This is a genomic window from Frankiales bacterium (assembly GCA_016125335.1).
Classification (GTDB): Bacteria; Actinomycetota; Actinomycetes; order S36-B12; family CAIYMF01; genus Longivirga.
This window is the reverse complement of record WGLY01000013.1, coordinates 134,262-150,005: the sequence shown is the minus strand read 5'-3', so window position 1 is coordinate 150,005 and position 15,744 is coordinate 134,262. Positions and strand designations below refer to the sequence as shown.

The following is a 15,744-nucleotide window of genomic DNA, read 5'->3' as shown; positions in this document are numbered from 1 at the left end:
GTGCGATCAGCTGCAACCGCTGGTGGAGCCGCAGCCCTCGCAGACGTAGCAGGAGCCGGCGGGGCGCATCTTGATGCCGCAGGTCATGCAGAGCGGCGCGTCGGAGGCCTTGCCGGTGATCGCCTCGAGGAGCTCGGCGGAGGAGTGGGCCTCCTTGGGGGCGGCCACGGCTCCGGCGGGGATCTCGGTGGTGCGGGGCGCCGGCGTCTCGACCGGGGCCGACTGCGCGAGCGACTCGACGTCGACGTCGTCCTCGATGGAGGCCTCCTGCGCCGGGGTGCTGTAGCTGGCGGCCACCTGCTCGCTGCGCTCGTCGGCGGTGAAGATGCCGAGGGCGGAGCGCTTCTCGTAGGGCAGGTAGTCCAGCGCCAGGCGGCGGAAGATGTAGTCCATCATCGACTGCGCCATGCGGATGTCGGGGTCGTCGGTCATGCCGGCGGGCTCGAAGCGCATGTTGACGAACTTCGAGACGTAGGCCTCGAGCGGGACGCCGTACTGCAGCGCGATCGAGATCGCGATGGAGAAGGCGTCCATGACGCCGGCGAGCGTGGAGCCCTGCTTGCCGAGCTTGAGGAACACCTCGCCGAGGCCGTCGTCCGGGTAGGAGCCGGCGGTCATGTAGCCCTCGGCGCCGCCCACGGAGAACGACACGGTCTGGCTCGGCCGGCGCTTGGGCAGCCGCTTGCGCACCGGGCGGTACTCGACCACCGTGGCGGGCTTGTCGGCCTCGGCGTCGGCCTTGGCGGCCTTGCCGTCGGACAGCGGCTGGCCCACCTTGCAGTTGTCGCGGTAGATCGCGAGGGCCTTGATGCCCATCTTCCAGGCCTGGAAGTAGATCTCCTCGACGTCCTCGATCGTCGCGTCCTCCGGCATGTTCACCGTCTTGGAGATCGCGCCGGACAGGAACGGCTGGCAGGCCGCCATCATGCGAACGTGCCCCATCGGGGTGATCGAGCGCTCGCCCATCGCGGTGTCGAACACGGCGTAGTGCTCGGGCCGAAGGCCCGGCGCGTCGATCACGTGGCCCTTGTCGGCGATGTACTCGACGATCGCCTCGACGGTCTCCTCGGCGTAGCCGAGCTTGCGCAGCGCCCGCGGGATCGTCTGGTTGACGATCTGCATCGAGCCGCCGCCCACGAGCTTCTTGAACTTCACCAGGGAGAAGTCCGGCTCGATGCCCGTGGTGTCGCAGTCCATCATGAAGCCGATGGTGCCGGTGGGCGCGAGCACGGAGGCCTGCGCGTTGCGCCAGCCGTTCTTCGCCCCGATCTTGTTGCCGTCCTCCCAGGCCTGCTGCGCGAGCTTGAGCACCGAGGAGTCCAGGCTTGACACCGTGCGCACCGAGTCGGTGGCGGCGGCGTGCTTGCGCATCACGCGCTGGTGCGCGGCGGCGTTGCGGGCGTACCCCTCGTACGCCCCCACGACGCCGGCGAGCTCCGCCGACCGCTTGTACGCCGTGCCCGTCATGAGGCTCGTGATCGCCCCGGCCAGCGCGCGCCCGCCGTCGCTGTCGTAGGGCAGACCGGTCGCCATCAGCAGGGCGCCGAGGTTGGCGAAGCCGATGCCGAGCTGGCGGTACTTGCGGGTGGTGTCGCCGATCGGCTCGGTGGGGAAGTCGGCGAAGCAGATGGAGATGTCCATCGCCGTGATGATGAGCTCGACCGCCTTCGCGAACGTCGCACCGTCGAAGGTGTCGTCGTCCTTGAGGAACTTGAGCAGGTTGAGGCTCGCCAGGTTGCACGAGCTGTTGTCGAGGCTCATGTACTCCGAGCACGGGTTGGACGCGGTGATCCGGCCGGTCTCGGGGTTGGTGTGCCAGTCGTTGATGGTGTCGTCGTACTGGATGCCCGGGTCGGCGCACTCCCAGGCGGCCTTGCAGATCTTCTCGAACAGCGCCTTGGCGTCGACGGTCTCGATCACCTCACCGGTGCCGCGGGCCTTGAGGCCGAACTCGCGCTCCTCCTCGACCGCCCGCATGAACTCGTCGGTGACGCGCACCGAGTTGTTGGCGTTCTGGTACTGGACGCTGGTGATGTCCTTGCCGCCGAGGTCCATGTCGAAGCCGGCGTCGCGCAGCACGCGGATCTTGCGCTCCTCCGCGGCCTTGGTCTCGACGAACTCCTCGATGTCGGGGTGGTCGACGTCGAGCACGACCATCTTCGCCGCGCGGCGCGTGGCGCCGCCGGACTTGATGGTGCCGGCGCTCGCGTCGGCGCCGCGCATGAAGGACACCGGGCCGGACGCCGTGCCGCCGGAGGAGAGCAGCTCCTTGCTCGAGCGGATGCGGCTGAGGTTGAGGCCGGCGCCGGAGCCGCCCTTGAAGATCAGGCCCTCCTCGCGGTACCAGTTGAGGATCGAGTCCATCGTGTCGTCGACGGCGAGGATGAAGCAGGCGCTGACCTGCTGCGGGCTCGGCGTGCCGACGTTGAACCACACCGGGCTGTTGAAGCTGAAGACCTGGTGCAGCAGCATCCAGGTGAGCTCGTGCTCGAAGACGGTGGCGTCCTCGTCGGTGAGGAAGTAGCCGTGGTCGCGGCCGGCCTTGGTGTAGGTGAGCACGACGCGGTCGATGAGCTGCTTGAGGCTGCGCTCGCGCACGTCGGTGCCTACGGCGCCGCGGAAGTACTTGGTGGTGACGATCGTCGAGGCATTGACCGACCAGAAGTCGGGGAACTCGACGCCGCGCTGCTCGAAGACGGTCTCGCCGGTCTTCCAGTTGGTCTGCACGACGTCGCGGTGCTCCCAGGTCACCTCGTCGTACGGGTGCACCCCGGGGGTGGTGTAGATGCGGTCGATGGTCAGCCCGGCCACCTTGGGCCGTGCCTTGCTCGCCGCGGCGCCCTTGGTGGTGGGGCCCGTCGTCTCGGTCATGCGCTCTCCTCCAGCGACCCGTCCGCTTCCCGGAACGGGCGCGCGACGTGCAGTGTGTTCAACGGTTTCCCGGGCCTGGGGCTTCCTGGATCCGGGGTGGTTCGGGGGGTCCCGATCGGTCTGGCGTTCGGCTCTCGGCGTACTGGCGTGGTGCGGTGGTGCGTCGTCTGCGGGGGCGCGCCGGCGCCCGCGGGGTGCCCGGTCTAGGGCGACCCACGCGTGCCGGCGGGGCTCGCGCTGAGGTCGCGCTCGGCGCGCAGCAGCGCGATCTCGGCCTCGAAGTCCTCGAGCGCCTCGAAGGCGCGGTAGACCGAGGCGAAGCGCAGGTAGGCGATCTCGTCGAGGTCGCGCAGCGGGGTGAGGATCGCCAGGCCGAGGTCGTGGCTGGAGATCTCGGCGCAGCCGCTGGCGCGCACGCTCTCCTCGACGGTCTGGGCGAGCAGGGCGAGGTCGTCGTCGCTGACCGGGCGGCCCTGGCAGGCCTTGCGGACCCCGGCGACCACCTTGGAGCGGCTGAACGCCTCGGTGACGCCGCTGCGCTTGACCACGGTGAGGGTGACCGTCTCCGACGTGGTGAACCGCTTGCCGCACTCCGGGCACTGGCGCCGGCGGCGGATCGCGGTGCCGTCGTCGGCGGTGCGGGAGTCGATCACCCGGGAGTCGGAGTGGCGGCAGAACGGGCAGTGCACCGTGTCGCTCCCTCCCCGCCCCCGGCGGTGCTGGTGCGGTCGCGCCGGACGCGGTGCCGCGTGTGCCTGGAATGTCCTGGTTCCGTGCGCTTCGCCCTGGCTGCCTGTGGATGGCGTTGGGGATCTCCTGGGGAGAACCTGGGGGCCGTGGACCACAACCTGTGGACGACTTACAGCGGTGTAACTACTAGATGTGGGAACCGTAGACCCCACCTCCGACAGTGGCAAGGGCCGTCGGGGACGAGCTCGCGGCGGGGTTCCCGCGGGCGTTCGGCGGGGGCCGCGACACGCCTGGAATTGCTGAGGAAACGCTGTGTTCGGACCCGTACGGATCCGGTCGAGTCGGGGTTCTCGGACGGCGTGTCGTCGGCGTGTCGCGGGGGCTGCGGGACCACAACATCTGGGGCCCGGCGTCCGACCCGCCCCGCCATGGGGTGGTTGCGCTACGCCCCTCTGCGGCCCGACGTCACTGGTGAAACGGTCGCATCTCGGGCCGTGAGACGACCGCTTCACCAGTGACATCGGGCGGGACCTGGCGGGCGCGGCTCGGACCGCGGGCGCCGGGTCGGGCGGGTCGGGGGGGGCCGGCGTCAGGCGGAGCGGAGGCCGGCGTCGTAGCGGTGCTCGTGGACGAGCTCGGCCACGGTGTCGGCGACGTCCTCGACCAGCTCGAGGGAGTACGAGCCGTCGGGCCACTCGTGCACCTCGAACGTGGCGTTGGGGTGCTCGGGCAGGACGAACGCCAGGACGCCGAGGTCGTCGGTGGTGACGCGCACGGGGATCAGCCGGCGATCGGGACGACGAGGCTCTGCCCGGGGCGCACGGTGGCCGCGCCCGGCCCGGTGAGGCCGTTGAGGTCCTGGATACGGGCGATCGTGTCGCGGACGTCGGCGTCCGGGGCGACGGCGCGGGCGACCTGCCAGAGCGTCTCCCCCGGCTGGACGACGACCGTGGTGGTGGCCGGGGTGGCCGGGCCGTCGCCGGCCGAGCTGGTGGCGCTGTGGCCCGCGATCGAGACGACGAACGCCGCGAGCATCGCGGCCAGGACGATGGCGGTGCGCGCGAGTCGGCGCCCGCGGCGGGTGAGCCGCACTGGCGCGGAGCCGCGCGGCACGGTGACCGGGCGGGAGCCGGCCGGCTCGAGCTGCTGCTCGTCGAGGGCGTGCTCGTCGAGGGTGCGGACGCCGACCGCGGGCGCGCCGTGCGCGGACGCGGCGTAGAGCGTGGTGGCGGCCGGGATCCGCACGGTGAGCGCGGGATCGGCGCCGAGCGCCCGGCGGGCGGACTGCGCGAGGTGCGTGTCCGGCCCGGTGCGCACGACGGGCGGGGGCACCGGGCGGGTGGGCCGGGGCAGCACCACCGTGGGCCGGCCGACCACCGGGTGACGCTCGGCGTGGGTGCGGCGTCGCACCGGTGCGGGGATCGTCATCGTGGCCATGGCTGCCTCCTGCGTGACTGGTCTGCTCGTCCGTCTGCGTGCTCGTGCCGTCGTGCCGTGTCCTGCGCCGTCCCGCCGTGCTGCTTCCGATCGCTGCGCGGGTGCGGCGGTGGGCGGCCGGCCGGCGTACCGCTCGGAGGGGACCCGAACGGGTGTTCGATCGAACGCCCATGCGATTCCTACCAGCGCGACGCGCCGAAAGCAAGGACTTTGGGACAGTTGTTTGAAACGAGTGTTCGATGTCGCTACCGTGGCTCCTGGTCGCCCGATCGCCCGGTGCCGACCCGCTCGATCCGCTGGTCTCGCGACCAGCCCCGACCTCGTCGGCGTCCCGAGTCTTCTCGGGGGGTCCGACAGTCCGGGGTCGAGCGGGGGCTGCGGCACCCGGCCCGACGGCGTCCCCGCTCCGGCACCGCCGTCCGGGGCGAGCAGCACGCACGGCACGACCCGACGACGGCAGCGCACGCCCCGCGACACCTCGCACGACCGAGCACCCGGAGGAGCACGACATGGCCAGCAGCAGCAAGGACACCCCGGCACCGCGCCGCAAGGCGGGGCGTCCGAAGGTCATCGAGATCCCGGTGCCCGAGGGCCTGCCCGAGATCGAGGGCCTCTCGGTGCGGCAGCGGATCGTGCTCGACATGATCCGCACCGCCATCGAGACCCGCGGCTACCCGCCGTCGATGCGCGAGATCGGCGACGCCGTGGGGCTGCAGTCGCCGTCGTCGGTGGCCCACCAGCTCGCGATGCTCGAGAAGAAGGGCTTCATCCGGCGCGACCCGCGCCTGCCGCGCGCGATGGAGGTCGTCGACCCGGCCGTGCCGCACGACGTCACCGGCATCGGTGACGCGATGCCCGACGCCGCCTACGTGCCGGTCATCGGCCGCATCGCGGCCGGCGGGCCGATCCTCGCCGAGCAGTCGATCGAGGAGGTCTTCCCGCTGCCCAAGTCGCTCGTGGGCGGGGGCGAGCTGTTCCTGCTCAAGGTGGTCGGCGAGTCGATGATCGACGCCGCCATCTGCGACGGCGACTGGGTCGTGGTGCGCAGCCAGCAGGACGCCCAGAACGGCGACATCGTGGCCGCGATGCTCGACGACGAGGCGACCGTGAAGACCTTCCAGCGCCGCAACGGGCACGTGCGCCTGCTGCCGGCCAACAAGGACTTCTCCCCCATCGACGGCGACCACGCCCGCATCGTCGGCAAGGTCGTCGCCGTCCTGCGCCGCCTCTGACCGCCGCCGCGACCGGCCGCCGTCCTCATCTGCGGCGGCCGGTCGCGGTGTCCGGCGCCGTCGCAGGTGCGCGCCGCTAGCTCAGGTCGCCGTCGCGGTAGTCGTTGCCGCGCTCGCCGCCGATCCCGCGGTTGCGTGTGCCGATGCGGTTGTTGCCGACCCCGTCGGACATGTTCCGCCAGATCGCGTAGCCCGCGACGGCAAGGACGAACAGCACCCCGACGACCAGCATCATGTCCGGTCCGATCTCGTGGCCCGCCCCGCGATGTCGACGCCGAGGACTCGGGGTCCCGCGAGCCCCACGCTAACCCCTGGACGGCGTGCGCAGCCCCGGATGCTCGGGGTGCGGCGTTCAGCGGGCGGCGCGCAGGGCGCGCCAGCGGGCGATCATGTCGTCGACGTCGACCGGCCGGGCGATCACCGGCAGGCCGCGGCCGACACCGGGGCGGCGCCAGTCGGCGCGGACGCGCTCGTTGAAGTCCTCGAGGACGGCGCGCACCGACTCCTCGTCCGAGAGCCCGACGAGAGCCTCGGGGTAGGTGTCGGCCTCGCGGCGCAGCGCGATCGTGGGCGGCACCAGCTCGGCGCCGGAGATCTGCTCGCGCTCCATGAGCTGCTTGAGCCACCAGTCGTCGTCGCCGGGGTTGCGCAGGTGCAGCGGCTTTCCGGCGCCGGGCAGGTCGTCGAACGCGCCGCGCTCGGTCGCCTCGCGGATCGCGCGGTCGACCGCGCTCTCGTAGCGCTCCACCCCACCACGGTAACCCGGCGCTCGTCGCCCGCCGCGCGTCGTGCGGACCCTGGCGGCGCCGACGCTGGTCACCTGAGGCCTCGGCGTCGTACGGCCTGATGCCTGCGCGCCGGGTCAGCTGGTCGCGGGCAGCGGCGGCGGGTCGCCGGTGTAGACCACGCCGTCCCACGTGCTGGTGGGGTCGGTGATGTCCTTGGCCTTCATCCAGAAGAAGAACGTGAGGCCCTCGTACTGGCCCGTGCCCCTCCACCAGCGGCTCACCATGTCGCCCACAGGGCTGGCCATCGTGCCAGCCCAGGAGCCCACCCAGGTGCCGCCGTCGTTGGTGAGCGTGGACTCGCCCCACTGCACGAGCGCGCCGTCGTCCGGCCCGCTCCCCCAACGGTCGCTGTTCCAGGTGCCGGTGACGGTGCCCGCGACCCGCGGGTCGTCGGACACGAGCCGGTAGGTGAACGAGCCGTTGCGGCTGTGCGCGCTGCCGTCGGCCTGGGTGGTGACCTCCCCCTCCTGGAGGTTGAAGTCCGCGAAGGTCCCCGTGACGTACGCCGTGCTCCCCCAGGTGGTGCGCGACGGCGAGGGCAGGGCGCTCGAGGATCCCGCGCCAGCCGTGGCCGGGGTGCTGCTCGACGTCGACCCGGCGTCGGACGAGACGCACGCGGTGAGCAGCAGTGCCAGGGCCAGGGCGGCGGCGCCGCCGGACCCGGTGCGGACCCCGATGTGCGAGCGCATGGCGACCTCCCGCGGTGCCGGCACAGGCGTGGGCCGCGCGTATCGGTCCGCTGCCAGCGTGCGACGTTCCGGCCGGGCCGCGGCAGGGTCCAACGGCCCCCGCACCCGGACCGCCCGGCCCGGGACTCGTCGTTACTGCCGGAAGGCACGGAGTTCGCGCGAGTCTCCGGTCATTCGGGCAGTAACGACGGGGGTCAGGCGGGGCGCGGGACGGCGGCGAACGCCGACCAGGTGAACCACGTGGGCAGGGCGCGGCGCAGGCGCTCGGGACCGGAGACCTCGATCGCGTGGTCGCGCACCGCCGAGCGCCAGGTGAGCTCGCCGCGCCACACGTCGGTCATCGTGCGCAGCCGGGTCTGCACGCTGACCGACACCGGGAAGCCGGGGTCGTCGTCGCACACGTCGACGTCGTCCGGCGCGACCACGAGCCACCAGTCGCGCTGCGCCGGCTCGACGTCGGTGAAGCTCAGGCCGATCACCATGCGGCCGCGGGGCACGGCGTCGAGGTCCATGTTGCGGTGCATGTCCCACAGCAGCAGCCGCGGGTCGAGGTCCTCGTCGCCGAGCTCGCCGATCCAGCGCACGCCCCAGGCCCCGATCGCCTCCACCACCGGGCGCAGCTCGCGGCCGGCCTCGGTGAGCACGTAGCGGACTTCGGCGCCGTCCTCCACCCGCTCCACCACGCCGGCGCGCACCAGCTGCTGGAGCCGCTTGGACAGCAGCGACGGCGACATCCGCGGCACGCCGCGGCGCAGCTCGTTGAACCGTTCGCTGCCGGTGACCAGCTCGCGAACCACGAGCATCGTCCAGCGCTCGTCGAGCAGCTCCATCGCCTTGGAGACCGGGCAGAACTGGTGGTAGGTCGCTCCCATGCGGCCACGCTAGGCGGCGTGGCGGCGGCGGTACAGATGTCGTACTAGTCGCTGCGCCGGGCGGTTCCTAGGTTCGTCGGCACACGGCCCCACGAGCCCGGGAGACCCGACCATGACCAGCACCATCGACATCCGCTCCGACGCCGACCGCGCCCTCAAGGCCCGGCTGCGCACGATGTGGGCGCTCGGCGACTACCCCGCCGTGGCGCACGACGTCATCCCCCACCTCGGCGAGACCCTCGTGGCGGCGGCCGGCGTCGGCCCCGGGCAGCGGGTGCTCGACGTCGCGGCCGGCCCGGGCAACGCCGCGATCCCCGCGGCGCTGGCGGGCGCCGACGTGGTGGCCAGCGACCTCACGCCGGCGCTTCTCGAGGCCGGGCGGGCCAACGCCGCGGCGGCGGGGGCGAGCCTGGCCTGGGAGGAGGCCGACGCCGAGGACCTGCCCTACGCCGACGCGTCGTTCGACACCGTGCTCTCGTGCGTGGGCGTGATGTTCGCGCCGCACCACCAGCTCAGCGCCGACGAGATGGTGCGGGTGGCCCGGCCCGGCGGCACGATCGCGCTGGTGAGCTGGACGCCGGCCGGCTACGTGGGCCAGATGCTCAAGGCGGTCGCGCCGTTCGCGCCACCGCCCCCGCCCGGCGCGTCCCCCGCACCGCTGTGGGGCGACCCCGAGCACCTCGCCGGCCTGCTCGGCGACCGGGTGAGCGACGTGCGGACCGAGCGGCGCAGCGTCCGGGTGGACCACTTCGACTCGCCGTCGGACTTCCGGGAGTACTTCAAGCGCAACTACGGCCCCACGGTGGCGGTCTACCGCTCGCTCGCCGACGACCCGGAGCGTTCGGCCGCGCTCGACGCCGCGCTCGACGACCTCGCGGCGTCGCACGGCGCTCCGGCGACGCGCGAGGACGGCACGGTCGCGCACGTCATGGAGTGGGAGTACCTGCTCTACCTCGCCCGCCGCCGCTGACCACGGGCAGCCGCCGTCGGCACGGGCTCCGACCTCCTGGGCCTGGCGGGGGCTGCGTCGTTACTGCCCGAACAACCGGACTCAGCGCGGATCTCCAGTCATTCGGGCAGTAACGCCGAGACCGGCCGGGGAGCGCAGGAACCGCGACCCGGGATGTCGGCTGCGTCGTTACTGCCCGAAGAACCGGAGCCGGCGCGCGTTTCCGCGCGTTCGGGCAGTAACGACGAGACCGGCCGGGCGGCGGGTCAGTCGGCGGGGGGCTGGGTCGCGAGCTCGTCGAGGCGGGTGAGCGACTGGCGCACGAGCGCGCCGTCGGTGGTGTACCAGAACGGCGGAAGCGAGCGGCGCAGGTACTCGCCGTAGCGGGCGGTCGCGAGCCGCGGGTCGAGGACGGCGACCACGCCGCGGTCGGTCGAGGAGCGGATCAGCCGGCCCACGCCCTGCGCGAGCAGCAGCGCGGCGCGCGGCACCGACACCGCGGTGAAGCCGTTGCCGCCGTGCTCCTCGGCGTAGCGCGACCTCGCCGCGATGAGCGGGTCGTCCGGACGCGGGAACGGGATGCGGTCGATGACGACGAGGTGGCACGCCTCCCCCGGGACGTCGACCCCCTGCCACAACGACAGCGTGCCGAGCAGCACCGAGCGCGGCTCCGCGGCGAAGCGCGAGACGAGGTCGGCCACGGAGTCGCCGCGCTTCTGCACGAGCACCGGCGCGTCGAGCGGGACGATGCCGCGGTCGAGCAGGCGGTCGGGCAGCGACTCGGCGAGGTGCTCGGCCGCGCGCTCGACGCCGCGCCACGAGGAGAACAGCGCGAGCGTGCGACCGCCGGCGGCGCCGATGAGGTCGGCCAGCTCGTCCATCGCCGCGGTGTCGGTGCCCTCGCGGCCGGGCGGCGGCACGGACGCCGCGACGTAGAGGATCCCCTGACGCCCGTAGTCGAACGGGGACCCGACGTCGAGGCCGGTCCACGCCCCGGGCTTGGTCCGGGCGGGACGACGCACCGCCGGGCCGGAGCCGCCCGTGCTCGTGACCGGCGCCTCGGGCTCGAGCCGGTCGGCGAGGTCGAGGCCGAACGAGCGCGCGACCGGGTCGAACGAGCCGCCGAGCTGCATCGTGGCGCTGGTGACGACGACGCGGCTCTCGTCGAACAGCGTGCTGCGCAGCAGCCCGGCCACGGTGAGCGGCGCGATCCGCAGGGTGGGGGTGCGGCGCTCCCCCGGGTCGAGCCAGGCCACCTTCTGCTCGTCGAGCGAGAGCAGCTCGCCGGCGACGTCGTGCACCTCGCCGAGCAGGCCGCGGGCCCGGGACTTGGCGGCGTTGGCCTCGGGGTCGTCCTTGCTCGAGGAGTCTGCGGCCAGCGCGCCGATGGCGGCGTGGGTGGTGTCGCGCACCGACGCGAGCGCGAGCAGCAGCGAGCCCTCGACCGTCTCGACGCGCACCGGGCCGAACAGGCCCTCGGCGCGCACGGCGAGCTCGACGTCGAGCGCCTCGTGCGCCGACTCGAGCCGCTCGACGAGGTCCGGGTCGAGCAGGCGCCGCGCCCGCGACACCGCCCGCTCGAGCATCGCGGCCGACAGCTCGTTCGTGACGGCACCAGTGGCGCGGTCGACGAGCTCGTGGCCCTCGTCGATCACCACGCCGTCGTGGTCCGGCAGCAGCGGGACGCCGTCGAGCGTGTGGATCGCGAGCATCGCGTGGTTGGTGATCACCACCTGCGAGGCGCCGGCCCGCTCGCGCGCGAGCTCGGCGAAGCACTCCTGCCCGAAGGCGCACTTCTGCGCCCCGACGCACTCGCGGCCGGACACCGAGACGCCGCGCCACACCCGGCCGTCCACGGGGAACGGCAGGTCGTCGCGGTCGCCGGTGTCGGTCTCGTCGACCCACGCGCGCAGGTCGCGCGCCTGGCGGCCGAGCACCGTGGTGGGCGCCGCGAACAGGGCGTCGGCGTCGGAGTCCTCGCGGTCGTCGGCGCCGCGGTTGAGCCGGTCGAGGCACACGTAGTTGTGCCGCCCCTTGAGCACGGCGTACGTCGGACGCCGGCCCAGGATGGGCTCGAGGGCGTCGGCCACGCGCGGCAGGTCGCGCGAGACGAGCTGGTGCTGGAGCGCGAGCGTGGCGGTGGCGACCACCACCCGCCGCTCGGGCGAGACGGCGTGCAGGATCGCGGGCACGAGGTAGGCCAGCGACTTGCCTGTGCCGGTGCCCGCCTGCACCAGCAGGTGGCCCCGGCCGGCGAGGGTGGCCGCGACCGCCTCGGCCATCGCCAGCTGCCCCTCGCGGTGCTCGCCGTGCAGCGCGTCGACAGCGGCGGCCAGCGCCTCCGCGACCGCTGTGGGCGTGGGCTCCTCCGCGCCGTCCTCGTCGTCGGTCGCGGCGCTCTGGTCGGCGTCGCGCCCGTCGTCCCCGTCGGTCGCGTCGCTGTCGGTCGCGTCCGTGTCGGTCGCATCAGCGCGGGTCGCGTCGGCGCGTGTCACGTCGTCGTCGTGGCTCGCGTCGTCGGTCGCGTCGGCGTCGCCCTCGCCGGGACCGTCGACGGTGGGTGCCCCGTCGAGCGCGGCCGGCTCGGCAGCGGGAGCGGACCCTGCACCACCTGCGGGGCGCCGCCGGCCCCGGGCCGCGCGCGACCGCGAGCCCGCCGGACCTCCGGGCGCGCCATCCGTGCCCGCGGGATCGGGGACGGCGTCGTCCGGGGCGTCGGGGGTCACGGACCGATCCAACCAGGCTCCGGCGACTTCGCGCCGACGCCGTCCTCCGCCCGAGCGGCCGAGCGGGGAGCGGCGGTGGTCGCGCGACCGCGTCACCCCGCCGACGTCACATCACGGGAGCCTCTGCCGGAGGGACTGCGGACCGGCGCCTGTCTAGCCTGGAGCCATGCGCGGGCCGCAGGACGGGGGCCTAGCCCGCCCGGCCCCGTCTCGGCAGGTCCGGGCGCGCACGAGCCTGGAGTCCGTCCCCCGGCGTCTGCCCTACGCGGTGCTGACGCTGGTGCTGGGCACCGCCGCGGCGTTCGTGCTGCTGGTGGGCGTGGTCCTCGAGGACGAGGCCGACCTTCGCTCGAACAACACGGTGCTCGCCGTCGTGCTCGCCGGGCTCGCCCTGGCCTCGTGGGTCGCGCTCCCCCGGATCCCGGACGAGCTCGGCCTGGACATCGCCATCGCCACGGTGTCGCTGCTGGCCGGGTGGGCGGCGTACGCCGTGCCGCGCATGGAGGCGCAGTTCCTGGTCGGCATCTGCCTGACGCTGTTCGGCGTCTTCGCCGCGTACTTCCGACCGCGGCCGCGGTTCCTCGCCCACCTGGTGCTCCTGGTGTCGGCGTACGCGGCCGGCGTGGCGCTCAACCCGCAGCTGGAGTCGCCGTGGGACCTCGTGCTCGTGTGCATGGTGATCGTGGCGGTGTCGCTGATGGTGTCGGGGATGGCCGAGCGGCTGCGGCGGCTGGCGCTGCGCGACTCCCTCACCGGTGCGCTCAACCGACGCGGGCTCGAGGTGACCAGCTCGGCGCTCGCGGCCACCGCGCGGCGCACCGGCGCGCCGCTGGCCGTCGTCATGATCGACCTCGACGGGTTCAAGTCCTACAACGACGCGAACGGGCACCTCGCGGGCGACCAGCTCATGGCCGACCTCGTCGAGGCGTGGCGCTCCGCGCTGCGCGGCAGCGACCTGCTCGGCCGCTACGGCGGCGACGAGTTCGCGCTCGTGCTCCCGGGCACCGACGTCGGCGACGCCGAGGAGCTCGTGGCCCGTCTCCACGACGCGCACCCCGCGGCCTGGACCGCCGGCGTCGCCGCCTGGGACGGCGGGTGCGACCTCTACACCGCGCTCTCCGCCGCCGACGCCCTGCTCTACGACGCCAAGCGCCGCCACCGCTGACGCCGCGGCCTGGCCCGGGATCCGCGCGACGTCACTGCCCGAATGACCGGAACTGGGCCGGTTCTCCGCGTCTTGCGGCAGTAACGTCGCAGTCGGATCGGCCGGCTGGCGGCTTCTCCGGCAGGGGCGACCGGGCGGCTGACGGGGCGCGGGGGCGTGACTAGTCTCGGGCCGTGCATCTGCCGGGCGCCGTGCGTCCCCCGACGAGGACGGGCGGTGCCGTGCGTTCGTCGGCCGCGCTGCCGCAGAGCGGCCCGGCGCAGGCCCGGGTGCTCGGCGGACTGCTGGCCGTGGCCGGCGTCTTCGGGCTGGTGTTCGGCACGGTGCCCAACCCGGCCACCCCGGTCAACGTCACAGCCGTGCGGTCCGGCGTGCTGCTCCTGGCGGTGGGCGTCGCGCTGCTCGCGTTCCGCCGCTCCGTGCGCTGGTGGCACATCGACGTCGTGCTCGCCCTCACCTACGTGGTCGCGGCGTACGGCGTCGTGGTGGTGGAGTACGTCGACTACCAGCTGCTGCTCGGCCTCGGCGTGATGGCGATCGCGCTGTACGCGGCGTACTTCCTGCCCCCGCGGCGCTTCCTGGTCCACCTCGTCGCGATGCTGGCGCTCTTCTCGTGCGGGGCGGCGCTCAACCCGCTCTCGCTCACCTGGCTGTCCTACCTCGCGGTCGTGGTGTGCGTGGCCGGGGTGAGCCTCGTGGTCTCGCGGCTGGTCACCTCGCTGCACGAGCTCGTGATGCGCGACGAGCTGACCGGCCTGCTCAACCGGCGCGGGCTCGACGTCGTCACCGCCGCGCTGCGCGCCGAGGTCGACCGCTCCGGCGGCGTGATCACGGTGGGGATGATCGACCTCGACGGGTTCAAGCTGTTCAACGACACCCGCGGGCACGCCGCCGGCGATCGGCTGCTGTGCAGCCTCGTCGACGCCTGGCGCCCGCAGCTGCGCGCGAGCGACGTGCTGGCCCGCCACGGCGGCGACGAGTTCGCGCTGGTGCTGCCGCGCACCACGCGCGGGGAGGCCCGCGAGCTGGTGGCGCGGCTGCGCGACGAGCACATCGCCCCGTGGTCGGCGGGGTTCGCCGAGTGGGAGCGCGACGAGACGCTGGCCGAGGCGCTGGGCCGGGCCGACGACGAGCTGTACGCCGTCAAGCGCGGCCGCGACCGCGGCCGCGCCCCTCAGCCCGCGAGCCCGCCGCCGGACCCGTCGTTACTGCCCGAATGACCGGAAAAGGCCCGGCGGGTTCAGGCGGCTGTTGCACCGAGCACTCGGTCGAGTGCCTGTCGGGGAGTCTTCCAGCCGAGGGTCTCGCGTGGGCGGGTGTTGAGCTTGAGGGCGACCTCGTCGCAGTCGGCCTGGGTCAGGTCGCGCATGTCGCAGCCCTTGGGCCAGTACTGGCGGAGCAGGCCGTTGGTGTTCTCGTTGCTGCCGCGCTGCCAGGGCGAGTGGGGGTCGCAGAAGTAGATCTCGATGTCGGCGTCGATGGCGATGCGGGCGTGCTCGGCCATCTCCGAGCCTTGGTCCCAGGTCAGCGTGCGACGGATCTGATCGGGCAGGGAGGCGATCATCGGGGTCAGCGTCTCGCGCAGGTCGATGGCCTTGTGGGAGTCGGGCAGCGGGGCGAGCAGCACGAACCGGGTGCTGCGTTCGACCAGGGTGATCACCGCGCCCTTGCCGACCCCGCCGAGCAGCAGGTCGCCCTCCCAGTGCCCGGGCACGGCCCGGTCGGCGGCCTGCGCCGGTCGGGCGCTGATCGGGGTCATCCCGACCAGGCGGCCCCGCTTCTCGACCCGGCCCTGTGGTTTGCGGGCCGTGCGCCCGGTGCGCAAGTGCTGGGTCAGCTCCCGGCGCAGCTCCCCGCGGGTCTGCACGAACAGCGCCCGGTAGATCGACTCATGACTCACCCGCATACCGTCGTCGTCGGGATACAGCTCGGGCAACATCGCCGCTATCTGCTCCGGGGACCAGTCCGCCCCGAGCAGCCCCGCCACCACCACCCCCAGCTCCCCGACCAGCTTGCTGGGCTTAGGCCGCCGAGCCGAACGCCGCGCCCGCTCCTCGGCGACCAGCGCGTGATACCGCGCCACCCGCCCCGGACCCCGATGCCCAGGAGCACGCACCGGCACCGGAGTCCACGGCCGGCTCCCCGAGTTCCGCGCCACCTCCCGCGACACCGTTGACCGATCCTTCCCGATCAACCCCGCGATCTGCCCATGCGTCAACCCCTGCGCCAGACCCCGCTCGATCACCACACGCTCATGCACCGTCAACCGCGCACCAGGCATCCCAACCTCCGCCGCACATCATCAGGTGCAACGACCCCTTGAAC

13 protein-coding genes and 1 pseudogene are annotated in these 15,744 nt (G+C 73.4%); 5 read left to right on the top strand and 9 right to left on the bottom strand.

Annotated features, from left to right (window positions below; all coding sequences use genetic code 11):
- Nucleotides 1-6: 6 nt before the first annotated feature.
- Nucleotides 7-2,871, bottom strand: coding sequence for a vitamin B12-dependent ribonucleotide reductase (locus tag GC157_07890; protein MBI1377386.1), 2,865 nt, complete (start codon nucleotides 2,869-2,871; stop codon nucleotides 7-9).
- A gap of 203 nt (nucleotides 2,872-3,074) precedes the next feature.
- Entirely contained in the window at nucleotides 3,075-3,560 is a 486-nt protein-coding gene (gene nrdR, locus GC157_07885; GenBank protein MBI1377385.1) for a transcriptional repressor NrdR, read from the bottom strand.
- A 535-nt stretch (nucleotides 3,561-4,095) separates the two neighbouring features.
- On the opposite strand from nrdR, the pseudogene GC157_07880 reads away from it, so the two are divergent.
- Nucleotides 4,096-4,182: pseudogene (locus tag GC157_07880) on the top strand (PE family protein).
- Here the strand turns inward: GC157_07880 and GC157_07875 are convergent.
- Together GC157_07875 and GC157_07870 are read right to left on the bottom strand one after the other, a co-directional pair.
- Complete coding sequence (locus tag GC157_07875) at nucleotides 4,151-4,336, bottom strand: hypothetical protein (protein ID MBI1377384.1); 186 nt, start codon at nucleotides 4,334-4,336, stop codon at nucleotides 4,151-4,153. The pseudogene GC157_07880 and the gene GC157_07875 sit on opposite strands and share 32 nt — an antisense overlap.
- Nucleotides 4,337-4,341: 5 nt before the next feature.
- The gene (locus tag GC157_07870; GenBank protein MBI1377383.1) at nucleotides 4,342-4,596 is read right to left on the bottom strand and encodes a LysM peptidoglycan-binding domain-containing protein; all 255 of its coding nucleotides are present in this window, start codon (nucleotides 4,594-4,596) and stop codon (nucleotides 4,342-4,344) included.
- Between the two features lie 911 nt (nucleotides 4,597-5,507).
- Between GC157_07870 and lexA the strand changes: the two genes are divergently transcribed.
- The gene (lexA, locus tag GC157_07865; protein ID MBI1377382.1) at nucleotides 5,508-6,230 is read left to right on the top strand and encodes a transcriptional repressor LexA; all 723 of its coding nucleotides are present in this window, start codon (nucleotides 5,508-5,510) and stop codon (nucleotides 6,228-6,230) included.
- A 352-nt stretch (nucleotides 6,231-6,582) separates the two neighbouring features.
- Here lexA and GC157_07860 read toward each other — a convergent pair whose 3' ends face one another.
- The 3 genes from GC157_07860 to GC157_07850 all read right to left on the bottom strand — a co-directional run bounded on the left by GC157_07860 (nucleotide 6,583) and on the right by GC157_07850 (nucleotide 8,579).
- A complete protein-coding gene (locus GC157_07860; protein ID MBI1377381.1) occupies nucleotides 6,583-6,978 on the bottom strand; it encodes a DUF1992 domain-containing protein in 396 nt (131 codons plus the stop codon).
- A 114-nt stretch (nucleotides 6,979-7,092) separates the two neighbouring features.
- Nucleotides 7,093-7,707: a hypothetical protein gene (locus GC157_07855; protein ID MBI1377380.1), complete on the bottom strand. Its 615-nt coding sequence runs from the start codon at nucleotides 7,705-7,707 to the stop codon at nucleotides 7,093-7,095.
- A 194-nt stretch (nucleotides 7,708-7,901) separates the two neighbouring features.
- On the bottom strand, nucleotides 7,902-8,579 hold the full coding sequence (locus GC157_07850; protein ID MBI1377379.1) for a transcriptional regulator: 678 nt from the start codon (nucleotides 8,577-8,579) through the stop codon (nucleotides 7,902-7,904).
- A 112-nt stretch (nucleotides 8,580-8,691) separates the two neighbouring features.
- On the opposite strand from GC157_07850, the gene GC157_07845 reads away from it, so the two are divergent.
- The gene (locus GC157_07845) at nucleotides 8,692-9,549 is read left to right on the top strand and encodes a methyltransferase domain-containing protein (protein ID MBI1377378.1); all 858 of its coding nucleotides are present in this window, start codon (nucleotides 8,692-8,694) and stop codon (nucleotides 9,547-9,549) included.
- A 245-nt stretch (nucleotides 9,550-9,794) separates the two neighbouring features.
- Here the strand turns inward: GC157_07845 and GC157_07840 are convergent, their stop codons facing one another.
- Complete coding sequence (locus GC157_07840; protein MBI1377377.1) at nucleotides 9,795-11,810, bottom strand: DEAD/DEAH box helicase; 2,016 nt, start codon at nucleotides 11,808-11,810, stop codon at nucleotides 9,795-9,797.
- Between the two features lie 610 nt (nucleotides 11,811-12,420).
- On the opposite strand from GC157_07840, the gene GC157_07835 reads away from it, so the two are divergent.
- Together GC157_07835 and GC157_07830 are read left to right on the top strand one after the other, a co-directional pair.
- Nucleotides 12,421-13,419, top strand: coding sequence for a diguanylate cyclase (locus tag GC157_07835; protein MBI1377376.1), 999 nt, complete (start codon nucleotides 12,421-12,423; stop codon nucleotides 13,417-13,419).
- A 221-nt stretch (nucleotides 13,420-13,640) separates the two neighbouring features.
- Nucleotides 13,641-14,639 carry a diguanylate cyclase gene (locus tag GC157_07830; GenBank protein MBI1377375.1) on the top strand — a complete coding sequence of 333 codons (999 nt, stop codon included), beginning with the start codon at nucleotides 13,641-13,643 and terminating at the stop codon, nucleotides 14,637-14,639.
- 20 nt (nucleotides 14,640-14,659) lie between these two features.
- Here GC157_07830 and GC157_07825 read toward each other — a convergent pair whose 3' ends face one another.
- Nucleotides 14,660-15,700, bottom strand: a complete 1,041-nt coding sequence (locus tag GC157_07825) for an IS30 family transposase (GenBank protein ID MBI1377374.1) — start codon at nucleotides 15,698-15,700, stop codon at nucleotides 14,660-14,662.
- Nucleotides 15,701-15,744: the final 44 nt, after the last annotated feature.